The organism is Pseudoalteromonas sp. 2CM28B (assembly GCF_023161935.1).
The window spans coordinates 122,040-144,680 of sequence record NZ_JALNTH010000013.1 but is presented as its reverse complement, the minus strand read 5'-3'; the positions used below and the strand labels follow the sequence as shown (position 1 = coordinate 144,680).

The following is a 22,641-nucleotide window of genomic DNA, read 5'->3' as shown; positions in this document are numbered from 1 at the left end:
TTAATTAAGCGGATTGGTATTAAACAGTTTAAAATTTATACCCAGATTAACAGGTACCTGTTTGAATTAGTTTAGCTTATTTACGGTAATTGTAACGAAAAAAGCCACAGTTTAGATCACTCATTTAGCGCTTTTTACCATTATTCTAAATGGGGTCGGTTTTTTGGCTTCTAGTTGCTGTAGTTTTTCGATGGATTTTTTACCAAACACATGGCCTTTAGGTAACAACATAATACCGCTGTGGCTGTGTAACGTATGGCCTAAAACCATATTAGCTTTTAGCTCTTGAGCGCTGCATATAATAATAGAGCCCGCATTATTAAGTTGCTCATTTAATTTGCTATGGCTTGCCTCGAGTGCGCGCACAATTTTAGGGTGGTAAAAAGTGCCACTGTACATTTTAACGCTTTCGAGCGCATCGCTATGGCGCTCTTTGTCTGTGGGGCTTTGGCTTTGTTCAAATGCGTTCCAATAATCGCGAGCAACGCTAAGCACCATAGCGCCAATAGGAATGTCGTTTGCTGCTAATCCTTTTGGTAAACCGTTGCCGTTAAAGCGCTCATATTGATGATAAATTGCATCAGATACATCATGTAAATGTATTGCAGGCATCAGCATTAATTGTGCTGTGCTTGGGTGTGTATAAAAGGCTTTGCGCTGTTGCTCGCTTAGCCGGCTCACTGGCTTTTTATAGAGCTCTGGGTCCATAGCAAGCAAACCTATTTGCGCTAAGTAACCCGCCATGGGGGCTAAATCTATACTTTTTTGCGAGAGGTTTAAGTACAGTGCTATTTGGGTGCAGGTGTCGGCAATTTTTTGCGCTTTGTTGCCATCTAAGTACGGATTGGCGTTTATAAAATTATAAAGTAGCTCTACGGTGGCTTTGTGTTCGTGTTTTTCGCGCTCGTTGGCATCTTCTAGCTGTTTAAGTACTTGCTTAATTTGTTTTGTACGCTTTTCTAATCGTTGCTCTAATGAGTTATTTAATTCGAGAAGTTCTTTGTTTTGCTGTTTTACTTGCTGCTCGAGTTGCTTGTTTTGTTTTTTTAGCTGAAATTTTTCGATGCTGTCGTTAATGCTGCGCAAAAGCATATCGTTTTGCCATGGTTTTTGAATGTAGCCGTTAATTTGCGCTAGGTTTACAGCGGCTAGGGTGGTTTCTATTTCAGCGTAGCCGGTTAATAAAATACGTTGTGTTTCGGGGGCTTTGTTACGGGCTTGCTCTAAAAATTGCGCGCCATTCATGGTGGGCATTTTCATGTCGCTAATAATTAAGCTAAATTCGTGGCTGTTTAAAAGCTCAAGCGCTTGCACTGGGCTTTTGCAGGTCATAAAACTAAAGTTATTATTTTTTAATAGGGAGGTTAGTGAGCGCAGAACAATTTCGTCGTCATCAACACAAAGTACATCTACGGCAGTGATTGAATGTGCAGCGTCTGCTGGTTTGGTCATAGTGCTACCTTTTAAAATAATAAGCATAGCCTAAAAATTGCCCCTAGTTTGCATAATTACGTATGGCAAACTAAACGTTATACATGGATGCGTATTTATGGAGCTAATAGGATGAGCACTTTAACCGACGACTACAAACAAGCCTTTTTAGATGAGCAGCAAAAGCGCATAGCAGCAGAGCAACTGCTTGCCGATAAAAGCCAATTGTTAGTTGTGTTAAATGGCGAACTAACCAAAAACGTTGCTGAGCTGTCTTTGTATCAGCAAATGTTTGTTCAGGCCGACAAAATGGCAAGTGTGGGTGTTTTGTCTTGCAGTATTGCGCATGAAATAAATAACCCGCTTTCGTATGTAATTAGTAATATAGAAAGCTTGCAATATGTTAGCCCTCTTTTATCAAAATCTCTTCACTATAACGAGCAGTTTTTAACCGGCCAATTAAATGCAGGGCAATTTAAAAACGTGTTGGTTGATCTAAAAAAACAATACGAACTGGCATGGAATGGACACGAAATTTACTCGCAGTTGAGCGAAAGCCTAGATGGTTTAAAGCGCATAAAGCAAACCGTGCATAATTTATTAAACCTTAGCCAATTTACAAGTACCCATAACAAGCAATATTTAGATGCAAGCGAGGTTGCAGGCTCTGCTTTAGGCGTGTTGCAAGGGCAGCTTAAATACTGCGAAATAAAAACCAATTTTGAGCAAGTGCCCCTAATTTTGGGGGAGCTGTCGTCTATTCATCAAATTTTTGTTGAGCTGTTATTAAATGCTCAACAAGCGTGCGAACATGAATTAGAAAAAGGCACCATTATTGAACTAAGCGTAACGCAGCAAAATGAGGGGGTATGTATAAAAGTGAAAGATAACGGTTGTGGAATGGATGAAAATACCCAAGCGCACTTATTTAAGCCTTTTTTTACTACACATAAAACCGCCCACTCATTAGGAATAGGAATGACCGTTGTTAACTTTATTTTGCAAGATCACGGCGGAAAAATAGAAGTTAGCAGTACTTTAGGAACAGGTACTACCATTTGTTGTTGGTTACCCGTAAAAGTACAAGAAAGCGTGATAAACCCATTGTAAATAAAGTGTTAATTTAGTTTGGGGTTGAAATTAAAATCCTTAATTGTATGTGTTTTAAACAAGTTTAAGTGTTATTTTTTAGTATTTACATTTTTTTGCATAGTTAGACCTATTATTTAGTTTTTTTCATTTCTTTTTATTTGCATATGTTGCTAGGATGTTCCCCAGTGCGATGCGTTACATCGCAATAACAAATATTAAAGAACACACTAAACAGGGTCGTCACCATGTCAACATACCGTTTAAATACATTAGCTGCCGCTGTTGCGTTTGCCGTAAGCGCACCAAGCATTGTAAGCGCTCAAGAAGCACCTGTTGAGGCTGCACAAAATATCGAACAAATTTCTGTATTAGGGTCGCGCGTTTCTAACCGCACCTCTACTGAGTCTTCGTCACCTATTGATTTAATAGATGCTGATGATTTAAACAAAGGCGGCTTTACAGAACTAGGGCAGAGTCTGCAAGCTACTGCCCCGTCGTTTAACTTTTCTCGTACGCAAGTATCTGATGGCTCTGATTTATTTAGACCAGCAACGCTGCGCGGCTTACAGCCAGATCAAACGTTAGTGTTGGTTAACGGTAAGCGCCGCCATAATCAATCTATTTTTGGCCTTAACGGCACTGTAGGTGCAGGCGCAGCCGGCACCGACATGAACGCCATTCCGCTAACTGCGCTTAAAGGTGTAGAAGTACTACGCGATGGCGCAGCAGCTAAATATGGCTCTGACGCGATAGCTGGCGTAATTAATTTATCGCTTAATAATTCAACTGGCGTAACAACGGGTTACGTACAGTACGGCGGCACCAGTGAAGGCGACGGCGATACGCTTTCTGCAGGTTTAAACCGTGGTTTTGACTTAGGTAACGAAGGCGGCTTTATTAATTTATCGCTTGAGTATCGTGATGCCGATGGCACTAACCGTGCAGAGCGCGATACCGGTGGGTCGTTAAATGTTGAGCCAGGCACGCTGAGTGAAGATGTACGTTGGGGCCAAGGTAACTCAGAAAGTGAATTTACCTCGTTGTTTTACAACATGGCTTTGCCAATGGGCGACAGCGAATTGTACTCATTTGGTGGCTATTCTGAGCGTACCGCGCTGGGTAATGGTTTTTACCGTAACTTTAACGAAGCGTCTAAAAATGTAACGCAAGTATACAGTGATGGCTTTTTACCCCGCATTTATAACGAAGCTGAAGATATTTCAGTAGCGGTTGGTTTTAGAGGCGATATAAACCCAGATTGGGGATACGATGTATCGGCAGTGTATGGTGAAAACCAATACGACTTTACCTCACGTAATACTATAAATGCCTCTTATGCGGCGGAGTACGTATTTAATAACCCAGATGCAAGCGATGCCGATATAGCAGCAAATGCAGGCCCAAGCGGCGGTTACTCTGGTGGTTTTAGATTTGATCAAACAACAGTTAATGCTGATTTTAACGGCATTGTTGATATTGGCCGCAATGAGCCTTTATATGTAACTATTGGTGCTGAATACCGTAAAGAAAACTACGAAATAGTACCTGGCGATGAAGCCTCTTACGCATGTGGTTTAGCAAATACCGATGCTTCGTACCCTTCAGTAAACGATCCTGATCAATTTGCTGAGTGTGGTTTTCAGGCTTATAACGGTTTGCGCCCAGAGGCAACAAACAAGAGCGATCGCCACAGCTACGCGTTTTATGTAGATATAGAAACCATGGTAACGGATGCATGGAACGTAAGTGGTGCGCTGCGCTATGAAGACTTTTCAGATGCGGGCGATGACTTAATTGGTAAATTAGCAACACGTTATGAATTTAACGATGACTTTGCAGTACGTGGTGCGGTTTCTACTGGTTTTAGAGCGCCATCGCTTCAGCAAAGTGGTTATACCGCATTTACAACTAACCTAGGCTCAGATGGCACACTTACGCAGTCGTTCACTGCAAATACGGGGACTGCTTTTCCAAGTGCGTTAGGTGTAGATAGCCTAGAGCTTGAAACCTCAACTAACTACAGTGCTGGTTTTGTTTACGATGTAACAAGTGAGCTTTCGTTAACGGTTGATTTTTACCGCGTAGAAATTAAAGACCGTATTACGCTTGGTAGTTTACTTTCTGCAGAGGATGTTGCCTTTAGCGATGAAGCCGTAGCCGCGCTTCAAGCAACCGGCGCTGTGCAAGCTAACTACTTTTCAAACTCAGTAGATTCAACTACACAAGGTGTTGATATTATTGCATCTTACCGTACTGATGTAGAGGGCGGTAATTTTGGAGTAACCTTTGCGGGTAACTTAAACGACACTAAAATTGATAACGTGAACGCAGAAGAAGGTATTCCTGAGTCGGTGGCGTTTGATGATTTACAACGTAGCTTTTTTACCGACGGCCAGCCAGGTGAGCGCGCAACTTTAACGTTTGACTATGAGCGTGATGCGTATGAAACAACGCTTCGCTTTAATTACTTTGGCGAAACAGACGTTAAATACTTTGGTAATGACCATATTTCACTACCGGGTGAGCTTTCACCTACGGGGTCGTTTAAACCAACAAGTACAGTTGAATCAGCAGTACTAGTGGATTTAAACGTTAGCTACCAAATTAACGAAATATTTAACGTATCGGTAGGGGCTGATAATATTTTTGATGAAACCCCAGATGAGCTAGGTGATGACGAAGTGCTTAATTTTATTACCAACGGCGCGTTTAAATACCCTGTACGTGCATTGCCTTACGGCTTTGACGGGCGTACTTATTATGCAAAAGTAAGCTTTGAATTTTAATTATTTGAGCTAAACCTATTTAACCTGAATTCTGGTTAAGAGATATACCAGCATATTTTATTATCCAGCGTTCAGGTTACTCAGCGCAGTTATTTACTGCGCTTTTTTTATGTTTATTTATTATGAAAAAAGAGCGTTAAAACACTTGCAAGGTTGAAAATTAGGCATACAATCGCCACTTCTTAAGGTTCTTATTGTTATAAATAGTTAGGAAATAAAATGGCTAAAAAATCGAAAACCAAAGCCGCAAATAATAGTGCGGTAGACACCGGCCGAGGTGTTATTAATCATAATGCGCTGGCGGCGCTAGTAACCTCTAAAGTGTTTAAACCTCAAGTGGTTAAAGCTAAAAAAGGGAAAGGCTCGTTTAAGCGCAATAACAAACACGTAGGACGAGAGTCTTATTTAATCGCGGCTTAAATAGCACCGATCAAATAAGACTTTTAACTGCCTACTTTTTGCCAAGCATACGCGTAAGGGTGTTGTCTTTATCAATAATATGGTGCTTTAAAGCGCCCACAATATGTAAACCTAACGCGATAAGAAGCGCATTTGCTGTAATACCGTGAACGGTTTTTCCTATTTCTGCTAAGCCTTGGTTAAAAGCGAGGCTTTTTTGTGGGTTTTCTGGGTTGGGGTTGTGCGGTATAAGCTCTAGCCCGAACACCTCTACGCCATGCCCACCAAAGCCCGACATAATCAGCCCCGAAATAGGCATAAGTAACATGCTTATTATAAGAACGTAATGCACAATTTTAGCTAACACTTGCTCATAATTTGGGTGTTTAACATCGTGCTTTGGCCAGCCATTTACAATGCGCCATGTTACTCTTAATAACGCAAAAGCAAGCAGCATTACGCCAAATGACTTGTGCCAACTCATTAGAAAAAACGCTTTAAAGTTTTCCATATATAGGCCTGAGCCTAATAACCCGATAATTAAAATAGCTACAATCCAATGCAGGCTTATGGTGGTTTTGCTTAACGTACTTGTTGTATCTTTTGTAAGTTTCATTGTGGTTATTCCTAACTTAAAAAGTGGCGCTTAGTTGCGTGTACAATTGAATAATCTACATTAATGCAGCTAGCTTAAACTATAGAGGGTTAAAGTAGGGTTAACGAAACTTATTTTTTAAATTTAAAAGGATAAACCCGCAACGTGAAGTGAAAGTTTTAGGCGCGAAACTTGCTCGCGCAAGATGTAAGTTGCTTCTCTAAAAGCGAAGCGCCTCTGAACCTCTTTGTGATTTATTGATCTTTAATACAAAAATGCACAAAGAGAAGGGATAGAGAAGTAAATGAGAAGTGAAAGTGGTAGGCGCGAAACTTGCTCTCGCAAGATGTTAGTTACTTCTCTAAAAGCGAAGCGCCTCTGAGCCTCTTTGTGATTAATTGATCTTTAATACAAAAATGCACAAAGAGAAGGGAATGAGGAGAAAATGAGAAGTGAAAATTGTAGGCGCGAAGCTTGCTCGCGCGCGATGCGCAGCATTTAATACTCAAAGGCCACTTTCTTTTATATTATTGGCGATAGTTTGAGAGGGGTTTTCACCAAATAACTGCGTGTAATCTTTAGTAAATTGCCCTGCGTGCCAAAACCCCCAATTGGCCGCTATGATTGATATAGGCTTAGTTTGTCCAACCACTTTAAGCTCGCGCCTTACATTGTTAAGTCGAGTTAAACGCAAAAACCTAAGCGGGTTAATACCTAAAATGCTTTCGAAACTGTACTGCAACGTGCGCCTACTAACAAAAGTAAGCTCGCAAAGTTCGGTTATGGTTATTGTTTTTTGTGGGTTGGCTGCCACGTACTCTTTTACTTTATCGACCACCGCTTTACGGTGTTTGTAGCTTGGGGCTATGTTTTGCTGCGGGTTATCGGCTTGCAGTAAATGCAGTGCTAGCATACTAAGCATATCTTGCTGTGACTCTGGTTTAAGCCCAAAGCCCTTACAGGCAACCATACTATTAATAATTTGCCTTGCTGTTTGCAGTGATGAATCACTTACCGTTAAACGAGCAGATTGTGCAGATGATAGATTTTTAATAGTTACGCCTTGTAACTGCGCCATGTACTCAATGGAATGCCAATCAATAACCAAACCGTAAATATCAAATTGATCAGGGGTAATTAGCTCAAAGTCGCTGCTGCTGGTACGGCACATAAATTGATTGCTCGCTACATCAAGGCCATTAATTTTACTTTGCTGCGACTGACTCGGTATGCCAAGCCAAATAGAGTTAGGGGCTATATTGCATTGCTGGCGCAGCGCACGCTCGGTGTACTCTTTAAATGCATGAATATCGTTGTAATTTACGCCTTCTATACAGCCATAAAAGCGGCCATCGCTTACTTGGTCGTACTTTTGCTGCCATTGAGTGAGGTTGTGGGCTTGCTCGTCAATATCGTGCGTGTATACCTTGCTCTTTTGTGGTGCGTTGTTGCTACCTTGCTGCGCCATATAGGTGATGCTCTTTTAAAGTAAACATATTTTTAGTTTAAGTGAATGCCAAATAAAGGCATTAACTTACTGAAATAAAATAATAAAACGTGATTTGCCAAAATTCGATAGCCACTTGGTACAAATTAAGCCTTCTTGTGACTATTCAAAATTGATTTATAGCTTATATAAGGCAAGACCTATACCAAGGTTTGTAATATTAGTTATGCGGAGTAAATCATGGGGCATACGTACAGTTATACTTTAGGAACACATACTTATCAATTCAAGAGCTTAGCGCAGTTAATGGCTAAAGCTACGCCACAGCGTTCGGGTGATAGGTTAGCGGGAGATATTGCACAATCGGCACAAGAGCGCGCTGTAGCGCAGATGACATTGGCCGAAGTACCGCTAAAAACATTTTTAAACGATGTACTTATTCCCTACGAGCAAGACGAAATTACACGCCTTATTATTGACGAGCACGATGCAAACGCTTTTAAGCTTATATCGCACTTAACCGTGGGAGATTTTAGAAACTGGTTATTAAGTGATTTTGCAACGCCTGCGGTACTTGCAAGTGTTAGGCAAGCCATTACCCCTGAAATGGCCGCTGCGGTAAGTAAAATAATGCGTAATCAAGATCTCATACTTGTTGCTAAAAAGTGCCACGTAAAAAGCGCGTTTAGAAACACCATAGGTTTGCCTGGGCATTTATCAACCCGCTTGCAACCTAACCACCCAACCGATGACATAAATGGTATAGCTGCCTGCATGCTCGATGGCCTTTTATACGGCAATGGCGATGCGGTAATTGGCATCAATCCCGCCACCGACAACGTAGCGCAAGCCATTAAGTTAATGACGCTGATGGATGATGTAATTCAAAAATACGAAATTCCAACACAAAGCTGCGTGCTTACCCATGTCACTAACACCATAGAGTGCATAGAAGCAGGCGCGCCGGTTGATTTGGTGTTTCAGTCAATAGGCGGTACAGAGGCTACAAATTCAAGCTTTGGTTTTAATTTAAATACACTAGCTGAGGCGCAAGATGCTGCGCTGAGCTTAAAGCGTGGCACGGTTGGCAATAATGTAATGTATTTTGAAACCGGGCAAGGCAGCTCGCTTTCGGCTAATGCACACCATGGGCTTGACCAGCAAACCTGTGAGGCGCGTGCTTATGCTGTAGCACGTAAGTTTAACCCTTTATTAGTTAATACTGTTGTAGGCTTTATTGGCCCCGAGTATTTATTTGATGGTAAAGAAATTACCCGCGCAGGGCTTGAAGATCATTTTTGTGCCAAGCTTTTAGGCATACCTATGGGGTGCGATGTGTGTTACACCAACCACGCCGAGGCCGACCAAAACGATATGGATAACTTACTTACCTTATTAGGTGTGGCGGGTTGCTCGTTTGTAATGGGGATTCCAGGCTCGGACGATATTATGCTTAATTACCAAACTACCTCATTTCATGATGCCTTATATGTGCGCCGAGTTTTAGGCTCGCGCCCAGCGCCCGAGTTTGAAGCGTGGCTTAGCAAAATGAAAATTATGGAAAATACCGCCGAGACTATTTTATCGAACACCTTACCAACTGCCTTTGCTAAGCCATTAAAAGCTGTACAAGGAGGGATGTAATGAAAGCGGTTAAAAGCATAAACACGCAAAGCAGCAACGATCACGATAATGGCAAAGTGGTTGAAAACCCATGGAGCGATTTACGTCGTTTTACCGATGCCCGTATAGGCCTTGGCCGCGCAGGCATTAGTTTACCTACATCTGAAATGCTAGCGTTTCAGCTATCGCATGCTCAGGCGCGCGATGCGGTTAACTTTCCGTTAGATATTAGCGAAATGACAAAAACACTCAGTGCTATTGATGCGCTTAGCGAGGTTGAAAAACCGCTAAGTGTACAAAGTGAGGCTGTTGATCGTGTTACCTATTTACAGCGCCCCGATTTAGGCCGAAAGCTAAACCAAGCAGGGCGTACAACGCTTTTAAATACTATGCAAAGTAGGCAAAGCAGTACACAGGCGCAATACGATTTAGCCATTGTAGTAGTTGATGGGCTTTCGTCGTTGGCGGTACAAAAAAACGCAGCGCCATTTATAAGCGAGCTTTTAAAGCAGCTTCCTACTGAGCCCTCACCTTACAAAATTGCGCCAATTACCCTAGTAGAGCAAGGCCGCGTAGCGATTGGTGATGATATTGGCGAGCTGTTAAACGCACAAGTGGTAATGGTATTAATTGGTGAGCGCCCAGGGCTTAGCTCCCCCGACAGCCTTGGCCTTTATTTAACGTGGGAGCCTAAAACAGGGCTTAACGATGCCTGCCGTAATTGTATTTCTAACATTCGCCCTGCAGGGCTTAGCTACTTTGAGGCTGCCCGAAGAGCCGTATATTTACTGCAAGAGGCCAAAAAGTGCGGGCTTACTGGGGTTAACTTAAAAGACAGAACACAAGACGATGTAATAGAGCATCAGGTTCAAACCACAAATTTTTTAATCGCGGAATAAAACCATAAAAAGAGGTCAATATGTCTAATAACAATAAAGAGTATCTTGCACAAAGGCAGTTAAAAAGTGGCACTGCGGGCTGGTTATTGCTTGCAGGGCTAGGGGTGTCGTATGTAATTTCGGGCGACTTTGCAGGCTGGAACTTTGGCATAGCCGAAGCCGGCTGGGGCGGATTTGCCATTGCTGCCGTGTTAATGGCAATAATGTATTTAACGCTGGTGTTATCGCTTGCTGAAATGTCGGCAGCAATTCCTGCGGCGGGTGGCGGTTACAGTTTTGCACGACAAGCAATGGGTCCAGCTGGGGGTTATTTAACTGGCCTTGCGGTATTAATTGAATATGCATTAGCCCCCGCCGCCATTGTTATATTTATTGGCTCGGCGGTTGAGGCGTTAACGGGTTTTAATGGCCCGTGGGTATATGCACTGTTTTATTTAACGTTTGTGGGTATTCACTTAGCGGGTGTGGGTGAAGCGCTAAAAGTAATGATGGTGATAAGTGGTTTAGCAGTATTGGCTATTATTGCCACCGCCGTGGCGTTAATTGCTAATTTTGACGCGGCTAATTTATTTGATGTTGCGGTAACTAATGCCGCAGGTGCAAATGAATTTTTACCACTTGGTTGGTATGGTGTGTGGGCTGCATTGCCTTTTGCTATGTGGTTATTTTTAGCAGTAGAAGGCGTGCCGCTTGCAGCCGAAGAAGCTAAAAACCCGGCTAAAGATGTACCTAAAGGCATTATTGGCGCTATGTTATTTTTACTGTTTACCGCTTTACTTGTTGTGGTATTAGTTCCTGCTACCGGTGGTGCAAACGCAATGGGCGCCAGTGCAGTTCCTTTAGTTGATGCGCTTAACGCCACAGGCAATACAAGCTTAGCCACTGTAGTAAATATTTTAGGTTTAGCGGGGCTGGTCGCGTCGTTCTTTTCGATTATTTATGGTTATAGTCGTTTAGTGTTTGCGCTTTCGCGTGCGGGCTATTTGCCGCGTTCGTTATCAATTACTACAGAGCGCAAAGTACCCGCGCGTGCGTTAATTGTACCCGCTATTTTTGGATTTATTGCCTCACTGAGTGGCGAGGGCGATTTAATGCTAGCCATGGCGGTGGTAGGTGCAACGGTATCATATGCGTTAATGGCGCTGAGCCATATTATGTTGCGTATTAAGCAACCTAATTTAGCTCGCCCGTATAAAACGCCAGGTGGCGTGGTTACATCGGGTATTGCGTTAGTGTTATCGCTTATTGCATTAACGGGTGTGTATGCGTTTGACCCTCGTGCATTTTTATACACAGTAGTGTTATTTGTGATTGGTGCAGCTTATTACTTTGGCTATAGCGCTAAGCATTTAGTCGCTAAAAGTGCAGATGAAGAGTTTGCTATGCTTGCCGACGCTGAAGCGGACTTAGCCGCCTCAAATTAAGGGGGTTAACACTAGGGTAAAAGCGTTGCTTTTAAAACGCCAGCAAGCTGCGCGTCTACAAGGTAATTTACCTCGGTGTTAATTTTGTCGGTAGGCGCGAAGCTTACTCGCGCAAAATGCTAGTTGCTTCTCTAAAAGTGAAGCGCCTCTAAACCTCTTAGTGATTTATTGATCTTTAATACAAAAATGCACAAAGAGAAGAGAATGAGGAGTAAATGAGAAGTGAAAGCTGTAGGCGCGAAGCTTGCTCGCGCAAGATGCTCGTTACTTCTCTAAAAGCGAAGCGCCTCTAAACCTCTTTGTGGTTTATTGATCTTTAATACAAAAATGCACAAAGAGAAGGGAATGAGGAGTAAATGAGAAGTGAAAGCTGTAGGCGCGAAGCTTGCTCGCGCAAGATGCTAGTTACTTCTCTAGGTGTTCTCCTTCGCTTCTCGGTGGTGAAACAATCACTTTATACCTCGGTTAAAGCATTGTTTTTAAACGCCATCAAGCTGCGCACCTACAGCCCATTTAACTTATGCGGGTTACTTTTACTTTTATTTTTCCTGCATTGGCGCCGTAAAATCGGCTTAAGTCATTGGCGAAGGGGCTAAATTCACCTGATTTAGTAATGGTTACTGTAGCGCCATTGGCTATTTCAAATAAATATTCGTCGTTATTGTTAATTGCGCCAACCAAAGAGAACCACTGCGATCGAGGAAGTCGTCTAAATGGTTCAAGCAATGCCATGGGGATTTCTTTAACCCCTAATTGCACATTATCGCGGTGCCAGCCGCTTGCAGTGCATTTAATGCCGTCGTCATACCAAAATTGATTAGGGTAAGGTTCAAACTTATAAGTTGCGCCTTCAACTAACATAAGCCCTGTATTGTTATGTGCCTCGCTGGCAAACACTATCACATCTTGGCTTTGCGAAACTTGTAATACGCTCATGTTTTGGTTTTCAAGGGCAATGTGTTGGCTTAAACCAGTAAAGCTTAATGTGCTGTTATCGTTATACCTAATTTTGTAATGCAGGTTTTTAAGCGATTCTGGGCGATAGCTAGTTAGTTTATTAATTCGTGTAGCTACGCTTTGATGTATATGTGGTTCTAAGTTGCTGGCTTCGTTATCAATAAGTACATAGCACTCCCTATCCACCAATTTAAAAAAGGGATTAAACCAAAAGTAATTTTGCTGATGGCTTAAAGCCAGAGGATCGGGCGTTACGGTTACATCGTCTTGGTCAACTAATTTACTGCCAGGCAATAAGGTTTCGTAGTCAATATCGTGGCTGGTTAATAAGCTAATATTAAGTGGTTGCTCAATTAACCATTCAAGCGCATAGCGTAGGCAAATATCAGCTAGGCCATCGCGGTAATAACCGCCGCCAATATCTGAATGCGCCCCTGCAAACCAAAGCTCGGTAATATTATTTTGATGGTTCATTAGGGTGGGTTCAAACGCACGGCGTTTTTCATCAAGTGCTACACAGTGCAGTGCCTGCGAAATATTATTAGCAATGGTGTGGTTTTCAAATATTACATGCTCGGCACCGCGCGTTGCTTTACTGACTTTTGATAAACCTATTGAGGCCACGGTATCAAATACACATACGTAAACATTATCGTTAATTAAAGGCTCTAGGATTTTTGCAAAACGCCGAGCGAGTGCGCCGCCTCGGCTAAAGCCGGTAAGTAAAAGGGTATCGCCGAGTTGGTAATGCGCTTTAAAATCACTCATGGCTTGATTTAAAATACTGGCAACATCGTCACCACGTGGCGCTAAAGTTTGGTTTAAAATACGTTTTAAGCGGCTACCTTTAGTGCCAATACCTTGATAATAAAAACTAAGCTGGTTTGTAAATGGGGTGGTGGGGGAGTCATCGAGTTTGCCGCCTAATAATAAATGCAGCTTTAGAATATTAGAAATACTACTGTCTTCTTTAAAATGGTCTGAGCTAAATTGCTCAGCATCGCGAGGCTCGCCACCAGTACCATCAAAATTAAAAATTAGCGTTTTACCCGTCATAGCCCTAATCCTTTAATTGTTTTAAATACTCTACACAGGCAATGTTAAATATTAAAGACATTAATTTTTCAAATAGCACGCTAAGTGGCGTTAGCGTGCTTAGCGGGTTATTTAGTGATTATCAAATATATAATGATTTAGCTCTGTGCCCTGGGCAGGCTTAAGCGCTGGGTTTAGCTGAATTAACTGCTGATAAACCTCAGGGTAAAACATTTTTAATCGTGCTACGCGGGCTAAGTGGTTTGGCTCAAATTTTTCCACAAGCTGCAAAGCTAAAGGAATCATTGGGCTTAACTCCCCTTTGCTGTAACTTTGCTCTAGTGCTAAGTCGAGTATATCTACGCCAAGCTTACTTGGATCAGCCGGTATTTTATTATCAATTAAAAACTGTACTGCCTCAGAAGAAGACGATGCAGCTTGTGTATAAACGTCGCGCCCATGTATATCGGTAATCGAAAAATCAAAACCCGCCTGTGCGAGTGCTTGCCAATGATTTAGCGAAAAGCGGCTTAATCGTGTTAACTCACGCGGTGGCTTAGGGTTTATGCGGTTTTGCCAAGTAGTGATTAAATCATCAGGGTTTAAGAGTAATAAAGAAAAAAGCGTATCGGTTTCGGCTTGAGTTAATACCGTACTGAGGCTGTATTCATAAGCTTTTTGATATTCTTTCTTAGATAAATATTCGTTAAATGTGCTTTGGCTTCTATCGTTTGAAAGCTGGTTACTCAGACTACTCCACCAATAATTGACTAAAACAGGGTCTATATCGTGCAAAACACGTACAAAGTTAGAACCGTGCTTATTTTTAACCTGTTGAACTTTGTCATAAGCTTGCATTACTGTGTGCAGCTGCTCTGTATCTTTTAACTGTTGTTGTAACAGCTCACAGTTTTGCCTTTTATTGTTTAGCTGCGCTTTTTGCTGCTTTAAATCTACTAAAAAAAGGGCAACATCAGAATTATCAGGCTCAGTTATTTGGGGTAACGCGTTATTGTTAATTTTACCAATAGGGCTAAAGTAAGCGTATTGCGCTGGGTTGTCCTGCTTATTAATATAGGCCCCTTGCTGGTAAATAAAGTCATTTACAAAAAATACCCCTTTGCTATTTAGGTCTTCATTCGCATTGCCGCTATGTGCTTTGTAACCACGCTTTTTAAGATAATCTAAAAGCTGGGTGTGCTTAGTATCTAATGGGGCTAGGGTTAAGTTACCGCTTTTAGGCAGGTTTACAATAGCCACGTCTAAACCTGTAAATAGGCCTGGCTCGTTGGTTGGCGTAACGCCTTTTGTTTGCAGTGCTTTTACAAGAGGTAAATTAAATTTACTGACCGCAATATCGGCTAAGTTATATAAAACAGTGTTTTTTTCGTATAACGGCATGGCATCTAGCACGGGAACTTGCTGTAAAAGCGCAATAATATACTCATTTGGAATATCGTTTTTTATAGCGGTAGCCACTTCATTCACTGTAAATTGGTTAGATGAAATTGCCTGCTCAAACTCTTTTGGCGTAAATTTATTTGCATTAAGCACAAACAATGTCGCCGGAGAAATTACCTCACTGCCTTCAAGTTTAATAAACGTTTTAGAGTAAGTGGTAAATGTATCGGTGTTGCTTAATAAAGCGTAAAGCGTTTCTTTTTGTACATTTTCATCAAGGGGTACACTCAGAGTAAGTCCTGGAGGGTTATGCTTATTATCTCCAAGCTGTTGTATCATTTCTTTTACTTTATCATTGGTGAAGCCCTTAATTGCCTCAATACCTTGCCAATTAGCTAACTCGTTTAAAGAGCTAGTAATGTTAAGTTGCTGCTTTTGCTCTGCAATAATGGCATCTTTTAAAAGGGCAATGTATGTACGCTGATTGATTTTTGATAAATCTGTATACTTTAAAAGCGTGGATACCGATGTCCCTTTTTTAAGTTCACTTACAAAAAATGAAACAAGCGATTGATTCAATGTTTGTACTTTATTGCTTTGTTGTTGTGACTGATCTCTACACAGGCTAATCTGTTTTTTTAGTTTATTAACTACCTGTAGCGGTGAGTCCTCATTTGGCTGCTTTTTATTAACTACGCTGGTCTGAGAGGTGGTTGGTTTAACTTGTTCTGCTTGCTCTACAGCTACAGAGTGCGGTTGAGTTTGAAAAAAATAAACAGCTAAAGCAGTGATTATTACAATCCCAAAAAGTACTTTTTTCATTAGCGTCAATCCCTTGAATTACAATTACATCTAACTGCATGGTACTATTTTAGATACGCATAATGCAAAAAAGCTTTAAAAGATAATTTACATTACCTATTAAAGCTTTTTGACTATTTAGCTGCTGTTTATGTATTAATGCAGTTTCATTTTAGGGCGTACTACGCGCAGTACTTTTTCGCTTATCCATAACGCAAAGGTTTTTGCGCTGCCGTGTATGGCGCGCTGGTGCATGCGATACAGTGATATATACATAAAGCGAGCAATTTTACCTTCTATAAAAAAGGTATTGCTGGTTAGGTTACCCATTAAATTACCTACCGTACTGTAGCGCGATAAGTTAACGAGAGAGCCATGGTCGCTATATTTAAAGCCGCACAATGGCTGTTGTTTTAACGTGGCAATGAGGTTTTTTTCTACACATAGCGCCATTTGATGCGCCGATTGCGCACGTGGGGGGACGAGCTTTCCGTCTTCTTGGGTAAAGGCGCAGCAATCACCAATAACAAAAATGCTTTCATCTACTGTGCTTTGTAAAAACTCGTTTACTTGAATTTGGTTGCTACGAGTAAGCTCAAAAATACCTAAATCTTTAATAAAATCTGGCGCTTTTACACCTGCAGCCCATACCATTATATCGGCGTCTATGTGTTCTTCGTCTTTTGTTATAAACCCTTGTTCGGTGGCTTCTTTTACCAGTGTTTGCTCCCGTACGTTTACGCCGAGTTTTAATAACTCGCGCTTTGCGCTATCGGCTATGCGCTCGGGTAGGGCGGGCAAAATACGGGGCCCCGCTTCTATTAAATGAATATGTAAACGCTTAGACGACATATTTGTAAGGCCGTAAAGCTTTAATAATTCAGATACATGGTAAAGCTCTGCCGAGAGCTCAACACCGGTTGCGCCGCCGCCCACAATGGCAATATTTAATGATTGTTGTTGGTTGTCGTCTTGGTGAAGGCGAGTAAAGCTGTCGAGTAGAGAATGCTGAAAACGCTCAGCTTGCTGGTTTGAGTCTAAAAAGTAGCAATGATCTTTTATGCCTGGGGTATTAAAGTCGTTGCTTACGCTACCAATGGCAATAACAAGGTGGTCGTAGCGTACGCTGCGCTGTGGCAAAATAGTGTGGCCTAGCTCATCTAGATGCGGTGCAAGGGTAATGGTTTTATTGCTTTGGTCTATATCGCAAAATGTACCAAGCTGAAAATTATAATGATGTTTTGCAGCGTGGGCTGAATACACAACGCCATCTAAATCAGGGTCAATAGAGCCTGTCGCTACTTCGTGTAGTAACGGCTTCCATATGTGGGTGCGGTTTTTATCGATTAAAAGAATTTCGGCTTGTTTTTTCTTCCCTAATTTATGCCCTAATTGTGTTGCCAGCTCTAGTCCGCCTGCGCCACCGCCAATAACGACGATTTTAGGTTTAGTTATATTCATAGCAATGCCCTTAAAAAATAATATACCCAAATAATCTGCTTATAACGCTTATAAAAAATCACTTGGGTATACAAAATTAGCTTGGCTGTTAACACCATTGAGCATCTGCTGCGTATTTTGCGCCTAAATAAAACATATGTCAGCAATTGATAAGCTTATTTGTTGTATACTAAGGTCTAAATCGCCTCAGTATGAAAAATTTAGCGCTTTACAGGGCCCTAATATAAAGGCGCTACTTTACATAAAAGACAGCTTGCTTTTAATAGGGTATAACGCTGATATTAAATGCTTTTAAATCTTTTAATCTATTGATTTTAAGTAAGTTTCAATACTTTTTTGATTGTTGCGATAAAGCCGCTAATACTTACAATCTATGCTTTATCTAAATTGCTTTTAATGCCAACCGACACTCTTATATTGAGATGCTTTGGGGTATATGCAAATATTTCATTTACGTTGCACTTTTGCTGTTAAAGCCTATTCCCTAGCCAAAAAGGATATTTATGACCACGCCATTAATTAAATCACTTGAGCAGCATTTTGGTTTTAGCCAATTTAGAGCAGGGCAACAGCAAACCATTGAGCAGCTTTTAAATGGGCAGTCGTCATTGGCTATATTTCCTACGGGGTCGGGTAAGTCGTTGTGTTATCAGCTAACAGCTATGCATTTACCAAACTTAACCTTGGTGGTGTCGCCTTTACTTGCATTGATGAAAGATCAAATTAGCTTTTTAAATAGCAAAGGTATTTACGCAGCAAGCCTTGATTCTAGCCAAGACCAAATGCAAAGCAGCACCGTAATGAACGATGTACGAAATGGTAAAATTAAAGTATTAATGGTGTCGGTTGAGCGTTTTAAAAACGAGCGTTTTAGAGAGTTTATAAGCCAAGTTGCGCTGTCTATGCTGGTGGTAGACGAAGCGCACTGTATATCTGAATGGGGCCATAACTTTAGACCCGACTACCTTAAACTACCGCGATACCGCGAAGAGCTAAATATTCCACTGGTACTATTACTCACCGCCACAGCCACAAAAAAAGTAAAACGCGACATGAGCGAGCGTTTTAATATTGCCCCAGAATGTATTGTACAAACAGGCTTTTACCGCGCTAACCTCGATTTAAGTGTGCTAAGTGTAAAAACGGCTGATAAAAACACTGAGCTTACAAACATAGTGCGTGCGCAAAATGGCCCAGGTATTGTGTATGTAACGCTTCAGCAAAGTGCTGAGCAAGTGGCTAATACGCTAAGTGCGCAAGGTATTCAGGCGGTTGCGTATCATGCAGGGCTTGAAGATACACTACGCTGGCAAATTCAAGATGATTTTATGGCGGGTAAAATTAACGTTGTTGTGGCAACAATAGCCTTTGGTATGGGCGTTGATAAATCAGATATACGCTTTGTTATTCATTACGATTTACCAAAATCGATTGAAAACTACAGCCAAGAAATTGGCCGCGCAGGGCGCGATGGCAACCCATCAAACTGCTACACCTTGGCTAATTTAGATGGCCTAAACACAGTAGAAAACTTTGTGTATGGCGACACCCCTGAGCTGAGCGGCATTGAATACGTAATTAACGATATTAAAGCCCAGCCGCAGCAATGGGAAATGCAAGAGTACAGTCTTTCAAGCGAAAGTAACATTCGCCAATTAGCGCTTAAAACCTTGCTGGTACAACTAGAAATGCAAGGTGCAATAACGCCGCAGTACGCCTATTACGCCGATTTTAAATACAAGTTTTTGGTTGATAAAAACGAGCTACTTAGCCAGTTTGACGAGCAGCGCCAAGCCTTTTTAACGCAAATATTTAGCCACACCGATTTTAAAAAAATATGGGGCACGCTTAATTTCGACACCCTTACCCAAGCCGCCCAAGTTGACCGTAAACGCGTAGTGGCAGCGCTTGACTACTTAGCCGAAAAAAACCTAATAACCCTTGAAACCAAACGTATTACCCAAGTTTACAAAGTGCATAGTGAGGTTATAAATAACCCTGAACTTGCAAAACAATTACACAGTTATTTTATCGAAAAAGAACAAGCTGAGATTAAACGTATAGCTGCATTGGTACGCTTTTTTGAGCTACAAAGTTGCTTAAGCTATAACTTGGCGCGCTATTTTGACGACCAAAATGCGCCAGCGCAATGCGGGCATTGTAGTGTATGCCGTGGTAATGCTGTAAAGCTTGAGTATTCAATAGAGCCTGCTCATATTGCCGATGACGTGGTTTATCAAAAAGTGGATGAGTTTTTAGCGCACATGGCAACAAAAGGTATTCACAGTGTAGGTATTGAAACCCAGTGCCGCTTTTTAGCAGGCATGAGTGTGCCATTATTTGCACGTAATAAAGTGCGCCAACTGAGTGGTTTTGCGCTTTGTGAGCAGATGCGTTACAGCGATATAAAAGCAAAACTACTAGCGCGTTAAATTAGTTACTGTATCCTAGTGGCTTATTCAAAAAAGTAAGTCACTATGCCTAATACTGTTATTCCAAGTAAAACTATTTCCTCTACACCTGAGCCCGTAACCTGCGCTAATTGTCAGGCATGTTGCTGCCAATTAGAAGTGCGCATAGTGACCGACACGGGCGTGCCTTTTCAGTACATTGATTACGACAAATGGGGCAGCGAAGTAATGAAACGCGCAGACGACGGCTGGTGCCAAGCACTCGACCGCAATACCCTAATGTGTACTATTTACGAAAACCGCCCACTTACGTGCCGCGAGTTTGAAATGGCCTCAAACGAGTGTATTACAGAGCGCGAAATAGCGGGTATTTAATAAAAACATATGCACTAAAAAAGGGGCTTAAAAGCCCCTTTGGTTTATCTGTGTTTTGTACTTTAATTAATCGTATTTAGCTTCTAGCTCATTAGCTGTATGAAACTTCTCGTGGCTTTGTAATTGTTCATCGTATTTTACAAGGTGTTTAAAGTGGGCAAGCTGGCCTGAGTTTTTAACTATTTCTACAATAAACGACATCATAATATCGGCACCGGTTAACGTGTCGCCGACTAAATAACGCTTACCTTGGAGTCGGTCGTTAAAGTAGCTAATTACTTTCACGGTTTCTGCATCGGCGTAATTTTCTAAAAACTCTGTTTTAGCGCCATCTTTTAAAACAAACATTTTAAGCAACAGCGGTAAAATAGCAGAGCTTTCCGCAAAGTGAAGCCATTGTTGATACTCAACATATTCGGCAGTGCCAGCTTTTGGTGCAAATTTACCGTTACCGTATTTAGTAATTAAATAGTCGGTGATCGCGCCAGATTCTGTAACAATTAAGCCATCGTCTTCAATCACTGGAGACTTACCTAATTGGTGTACTTTTTTAAGTTCGTCAGGCGCTAAAAAGGTCTCTGTGTTGCGCTGGTAGGCAACAATTTCGTAATCAACATCCAGCTCTTCTAAAAGCCAAATAATACGTTTTGAGCGCGATTTATTTAAATGGTGTAGTTTAATCATGTCAGTCCTTGTTGGCGTTACTGCATGTGCAGTAACGCTTTGTAAAATTTAAAGTGGCTCGTTAATTTTAACAACGGTTTTACCAAAGTTTTTACCATTTAGCATATCGTTAAATGCGCTAATGGTGTTTTCAATACCTTCTACCATGTGTTCGCGGTATTGTACTTTGCCATCTTGTAGCCATTTTTGCATGTCTTGTGCAAATTCGTCGTAACGGTCGCCGTAATCGTCAAAAATTATAAAGCCTTGCATTTTAATACGTTTAGTAAGCAATTGCCCCATTAGCATACCCATACGATCAGGACCATCTGGAAGGCTGGTAGAATTATATTGCGACACTAAACCACACAGTGGCACACGAGCTGCGGTATTAAGTAGAGGTAATACGGCATCAAACACTTTACCGCCCACATTTTCGTAATAAACATCTATGCCGTTATCACAGGCTTTTTCTAGCTGCTCTGCAAAGTCATCAGCTTTGTGATCAATACAGGCATCAAAGCCCAGATTTTCAACGGCATGTGTACATTTTTCGCTGCCACCAGCAACGCCTACCACTTTACAGCCTTTAATTTTAGCTATTTGGCCAACGGTTGCGCCAACCGGCCCTGTTGCTGCAGCTACAACAACGGTTTCGCCTTCTTTAGGTGCACCAATATCAAGTAAGCCCATGTAGGCTGTAAAGCCTGGCATACCCATAATACCGAGTGCGTACGATGGGTTTTCTGGCTCTTTACCTAATTGCATAAGACCTTCGCCGTTAGTAATGGCGTAATCTTGCCAACCGGTGTAAGCAAGTACCCATTCGCCTTCGCTGTATTTATCGTTTTTAGACTCTTCTACTTGGCATACGGTAGCGCCTACCATTACATCGCCCACATTAACCGGATCGGCATACGACTTTGCATCGCTCATGCGGCCACGCATGTATGGGTCAAGTGATAGGTAAATAGTGCGCAGCAGCACCTCGCCATCTTTAAGCGCTGGTAAATCTACTGTTTTAAGTTCAAAGTTTTCATCGGTAGGGGCACCGTGCGGGCGTGATGCTAAAGTAAGTTGACGACTAGTTGCAGACATAAAAATCTCCTCTTAAGAGTGAATTTACTTAGCGAATGTTTACGCGTTTAAAACCAGGTTGAGCCTAAACAATAATGCGCGCTAAGTTATACGAAAATAAAAATTTGTACCTTAATACACGAGCTTTGGGCGCGAGGCTGGTAATTCAAGCTTTGCAGAGTATTTATTCTAAACGGTTTATTTTAGCTTGCTAAAAATATGGCTATCGTAAAATACACCATTTTTATAAATGGCCTGTTTGAGAACAGCCTCGGCCTTAAAACCGCATTTAGTGAGTGCCTTTACAGAGCCTGTATTGCCAGCAAATACAGCGCCAAAAATACGGTTTAGGTTTGAGCTTTTAAATGCGTCATCGCAAATTTGCGAAATAGCCCGGCTCATTACTCCTTGCCCCCAAAAGTGGCTATTAAGCCAATAGCCTATTTCGCCACTGCGGCTATATTCAAATTCTCCGGGGGTGATACCAATACACCCCGCAAATTGCTCATCTACAACAATGGCCTTAACTATTCCACTTTTAGAGCCTTGGTTTATCCACCAGTCGGCGTTGGCTTGAGTATACGGAAATGGAATTTTAGAGGATAAAAAGCGCGTAACCTGTTCATCGTTTAAGGTATTAATAATGTGTGGCGCGTCCTTTGGTTTAAAGTCTCTTAGGGTGATCATTGTTTTAATTAAGTGTCTGTTGCATACGGGTCAACTTAGCAAGCAATTAGAGATTGCACAATCACAAAGATTAACCG

17 protein-coding genes are annotated in these 22,641 nt (G+C 41.7%); 8 read left to right on the top strand and 9 right to left on the bottom strand.

Annotated features, from left to right (window positions below; all coding sequences use genetic code 11):
* Nucleotides 1-120 precede the first annotated feature (120 nt).
* Complete coding sequence (locus MTN96_RS18005; protein WP_096043023.1) at nucleotides 121-1,452, bottom strand: HD domain-containing phosphohydrolase; 1,332 nt, start codon at nucleotides 1,450-1,452, stop codon at nucleotides 121-123.
* Between the two features lie 111 nt (nucleotides 1,453-1,563).
* Between MTN96_RS18005 and MTN96_RS18000 the strand changes: the two genes are divergently transcribed.
* From MTN96_RS18000 to arfA, 3 genes are all read left to right on the top strand, one after another.
* Nucleotides 1,564-2,541: a sensor histidine kinase gene (locus MTN96_RS18000; RefSeq protein ID WP_096042679.1), complete on the top strand. Its 978-nt coding sequence runs from the start codon at nucleotides 1,564-1,566 to the stop codon at nucleotides 2,539-2,541.
* 227 nt (nucleotides 2,542-2,768) lie between these two features.
* Nucleotides 2,769-5,309: a TonB-dependent siderophore receptor gene (locus MTN96_RS17995; RefSeq protein WP_248532429.1), complete on the top strand. Its 2,541-nt coding sequence runs from the start codon at nucleotides 2,769-2,771 to the stop codon at nucleotides 5,307-5,309.
* Between the two features lie 219 nt (nucleotides 5,310-5,528).
* On the top strand, nucleotides 5,529-5,729 hold the full coding sequence (arfA, locus tag MTN96_RS17990; RefSeq protein ID WP_024032961.1) for an alternative ribosome rescue factor ArfA: 201 nt from the start codon (nucleotides 5,529-5,531) through the stop codon (nucleotides 5,727-5,729).
* Between the two features lie 31 nt (nucleotides 5,730-5,760).
* Here arfA and MTN96_RS17985 read toward each other — a convergent pair whose 3' ends face one another.
* The gene (locus tag MTN96_RS17985; RefSeq protein WP_126009533.1) at nucleotides 5,761-6,324 is read right to left on the bottom strand and encodes a cytochrome b; all 564 of its coding nucleotides are present in this window, start codon (nucleotides 6,322-6,324) and stop codon (nucleotides 5,761-5,763) included.
* A gap of 484 nt (nucleotides 6,325-6,808) precedes the next feature.
* Nucleotides 6,809-7,771, bottom strand: a complete 963-nt coding sequence (locus tag MTN96_RS17980) for a helix-turn-helix domain-containing protein (RefSeq protein WP_024032959.1) — start codon at nucleotides 7,769-7,771, stop codon at nucleotides 6,809-6,811.
* A gap of 219 nt (nucleotides 7,772-7,990) precedes the next feature.
* On the opposite strand from MTN96_RS17980, the gene MTN96_RS17975 reads away from it, so the two are divergent.
* The 3 genes from MTN96_RS17975 to eat are packed head-to-tail and all read left to right on the top strand — an operon-like array spanning nucleotide 7,991 to nucleotide 11,696.
* The gene (locus MTN96_RS17975; RefSeq protein WP_248532428.1) at nucleotides 7,991-9,394 is read left to right on the top strand and encodes an ethanolamine ammonia-lyase subunit EutB; all 1,404 of its coding nucleotides are present in this window, start codon (nucleotides 7,991-7,993) and stop codon (nucleotides 9,392-9,394) included.
* The gene (eutC, locus tag MTN96_RS17970) at nucleotides 9,394-10,272 is read left to right on the top strand and encodes an ethanolamine ammonia-lyase subunit EutC (protein WP_248532427.1); all 879 of its coding nucleotides are present in this window, start codon (nucleotides 9,394-9,396) and stop codon (nucleotides 10,270-10,272) included. Before MTN96_RS17975 ends, eutC begins: the two co-directional genes overlap by 1 nt.
* A 20-nt stretch (nucleotides 10,273-10,292) precedes the next feature.
* The gene (gene eat / locus MTN96_RS17965) at nucleotides 10,293-11,696 is read left to right on the top strand and encodes an ethanolamine permease (RefSeq protein ID WP_248532426.1); all 1,404 of its coding nucleotides are present in this window, start codon (nucleotides 10,293-10,295) and stop codon (nucleotides 11,694-11,696) included.
* A gap of 513 nt (nucleotides 11,697-12,209) precedes the next feature.
* On the opposite strand, the gene MTN96_RS17960 is transcribed toward eat, so the two are convergent.
* From MTN96_RS17960 to MTN96_RS17950, 3 genes are all read right to left on the bottom strand, one after another.
* Nucleotides 12,210-13,709 carry a DUF2235 domain-containing protein gene (locus MTN96_RS17960; protein ID WP_248532425.1) on the bottom strand — a complete coding sequence of 500 codons (1,500 nt, stop codon included), beginning with the start codon at nucleotides 13,707-13,709 and terminating at the stop codon, nucleotides 12,210-12,212.
* 111 nt (nucleotides 13,710-13,820) lie between these two features.
* Nucleotides 13,821-15,911, bottom strand: coding sequence for a cupric reductase (locus tag MTN96_RS17955; RefSeq protein WP_248532424.1), 2,091 nt, complete (start codon nucleotides 15,909-15,911; stop codon nucleotides 13,821-13,823).
* Between the two features lie 135 nt (nucleotides 15,912-16,046).
* The gene (locus MTN96_RS17950) at nucleotides 16,047-17,351 is read right to left on the bottom strand and encodes an NAD(P)/FAD-dependent oxidoreductase (protein ID WP_004586960.1); all 1,305 of its coding nucleotides are present in this window, start codon (nucleotides 17,349-17,351) and stop codon (nucleotides 16,047-16,049) included.
* 503 nt (nucleotides 17,352-17,854) lie between these two features.
* Between MTN96_RS17950 and MTN96_RS17945 the strand changes: the two genes are divergently transcribed.
* The gene (locus MTN96_RS17945) at nucleotides 17,855-19,783 is read left to right on the top strand and encodes an ATP-dependent DNA helicase RecQ (protein ID WP_121638252.1); all 1,929 of its coding nucleotides are present in this window, start codon (nucleotides 17,855-17,857) and stop codon (nucleotides 19,781-19,783) included.
* Between the two features lie 45 nt (nucleotides 19,784-19,828).
* Nucleotides 19,829-20,137: a YkgJ family cysteine cluster protein gene (locus MTN96_RS17940; protein WP_004586962.1), complete on the top strand. Its 309-nt coding sequence runs from the start codon at nucleotides 19,829-19,831 to the stop codon at nucleotides 20,135-20,137.
* Nucleotides 20,138-20,203: 66 nt separating this feature from the next.
* Here the strand turns inward: MTN96_RS17940 and MTN96_RS17935 are convergent, their stop codons facing one another.
* From MTN96_RS17935 to MTN96_RS17925, 3 genes are all read right to left on the bottom strand, one after another.
* Nucleotides 20,204-20,821: a glutathione S-transferase family protein gene (locus MTN96_RS17935; RefSeq protein WP_004586963.1), complete on the bottom strand. Its 618-nt coding sequence runs from the start codon at nucleotides 20,819-20,821 to the stop codon at nucleotides 20,204-20,206.
* A gap of 48 nt (nucleotides 20,822-20,869) precedes the next feature.
* Nucleotides 20,870-21,898 carry an NADP-dependent oxidoreductase gene (locus MTN96_RS17930; RefSeq protein WP_248532423.1) on the bottom strand — a complete coding sequence of 343 codons (1,029 nt, stop codon included), beginning with the start codon at nucleotides 21,896-21,898 and terminating at the stop codon, nucleotides 20,870-20,872.
* A gap of 177 nt (nucleotides 21,899-22,075) precedes the next feature.
* Complete coding sequence (locus MTN96_RS17925; protein WP_248532422.1) at nucleotides 22,076-22,564, bottom strand: GNAT family N-acetyltransferase; 489 nt, start codon at nucleotides 22,562-22,564, stop codon at nucleotides 22,076-22,078.
* Between the last annotated feature and the right edge of the window lie 77 nt (nucleotides 22,565-22,641).

Coding starts and splice junctions, on each gene's coding strand:
- MTN96_RS18005 (WP_096043023.1), bottom strand. CDS start 1,452: ATGACCAAACCAGCAGACGCTGCACATTCAATCACTGCCGTAGATGTA.
- MTN96_RS17985 (WP_126009533.1), bottom strand. CDS start 6,324: ATGAAACTTACAAAAGATACAACAAGTACGTTAAGCAAAACCACCATA.
- MTN96_RS17935 (WP_004586963.1), bottom strand. CDS start 20,821: ATGATTAAACTACACCATTTAAATAAATCGCGCTCAAAACGTATTATT.
- MTN96_RS17950 (WP_004586960.1), bottom strand. CDS start 17,351: ATGAATATAACTAAACCTAAAATCGTCGTTATTGGCGGTGGCGCAGGC.
- MTN96_RS17980 (WP_024032959.1), bottom strand. CDS start 7,771: ATGGCGCAGCAAGGTAGCAACAACGCACCACAAAAGAGCAAGGTATAC.
- arfA (WP_024032961.1), top strand. CDS start 5,529: ATGGCTAAAAAATCGAAAACCAAAGCCGCAAATAATAGTGCGGTAGAC.
- MTN96_RS17945 (WP_121638252.1), top strand. CDS start 17,855: ATGACCACGCCATTAATTAAATCACTTGAGCAGCATTTTGGTTTTAGC.
- eutC (WP_248532427.1), top strand. CDS start 9,394: ATGAAAGCGGTTAAAAGCATAAACACGCAAAGCAGCAACGATCACGAT.
- MTN96_RS17940 (WP_004586962.1), top strand. CDS start 19,829: ATGCCTAATACTGTTATTCCAAGTAAAACTATTTCCTCTACACCTGAG.
- MTN96_RS17960 (WP_248532425.1), bottom strand. CDS start 13,709: ATGACGGGTAAAACGCTAATTTTTAATTTTGATGGTACTGGTGGCGAG.
- MTN96_RS17930 (WP_248532423.1), bottom strand. CDS start 21,898: ATGTCTGCAACTAGTCGTCAACTTACTTTAGCATCACGCCCGCACGGT.
- MTN96_RS17955 (WP_248532424.1), bottom strand. CDS start 15,911: ATGAAAAAAGTACTTTTTGGGATTGTAATAATCACTGCTTTAGCTGTT.
- MTN96_RS17925 (WP_248532422.1), bottom strand. CDS start 22,564: ATGATCACCCTAAGAGACTTTAAACCAAAGGACGCGCCACACATTATT.
- MTN96_RS18000 (WP_096042679.1), top strand. CDS start 1,564: ATGAGCACTTTAACCGACGACTACAAACAAGCCTTTTTAGATGAGCAG.
- MTN96_RS17975 (WP_248532428.1), top strand. CDS start 7,991: ATGGGGCATACGTACAGTTATACTTTAGGAACACATACTTATCAATTC.
- eat (WP_248532426.1), top strand. CDS start 10,293: ATGTCTAATAACAATAAAGAGTATCTTGCACAAAGGCAGTTAAAAAGT.
- MTN96_RS17995 (WP_248532429.1), top strand. CDS start 2,769: ATGTCAACATACCGTTTAAATACATTAGCTGCCGCTGTTGCGTTTGCC.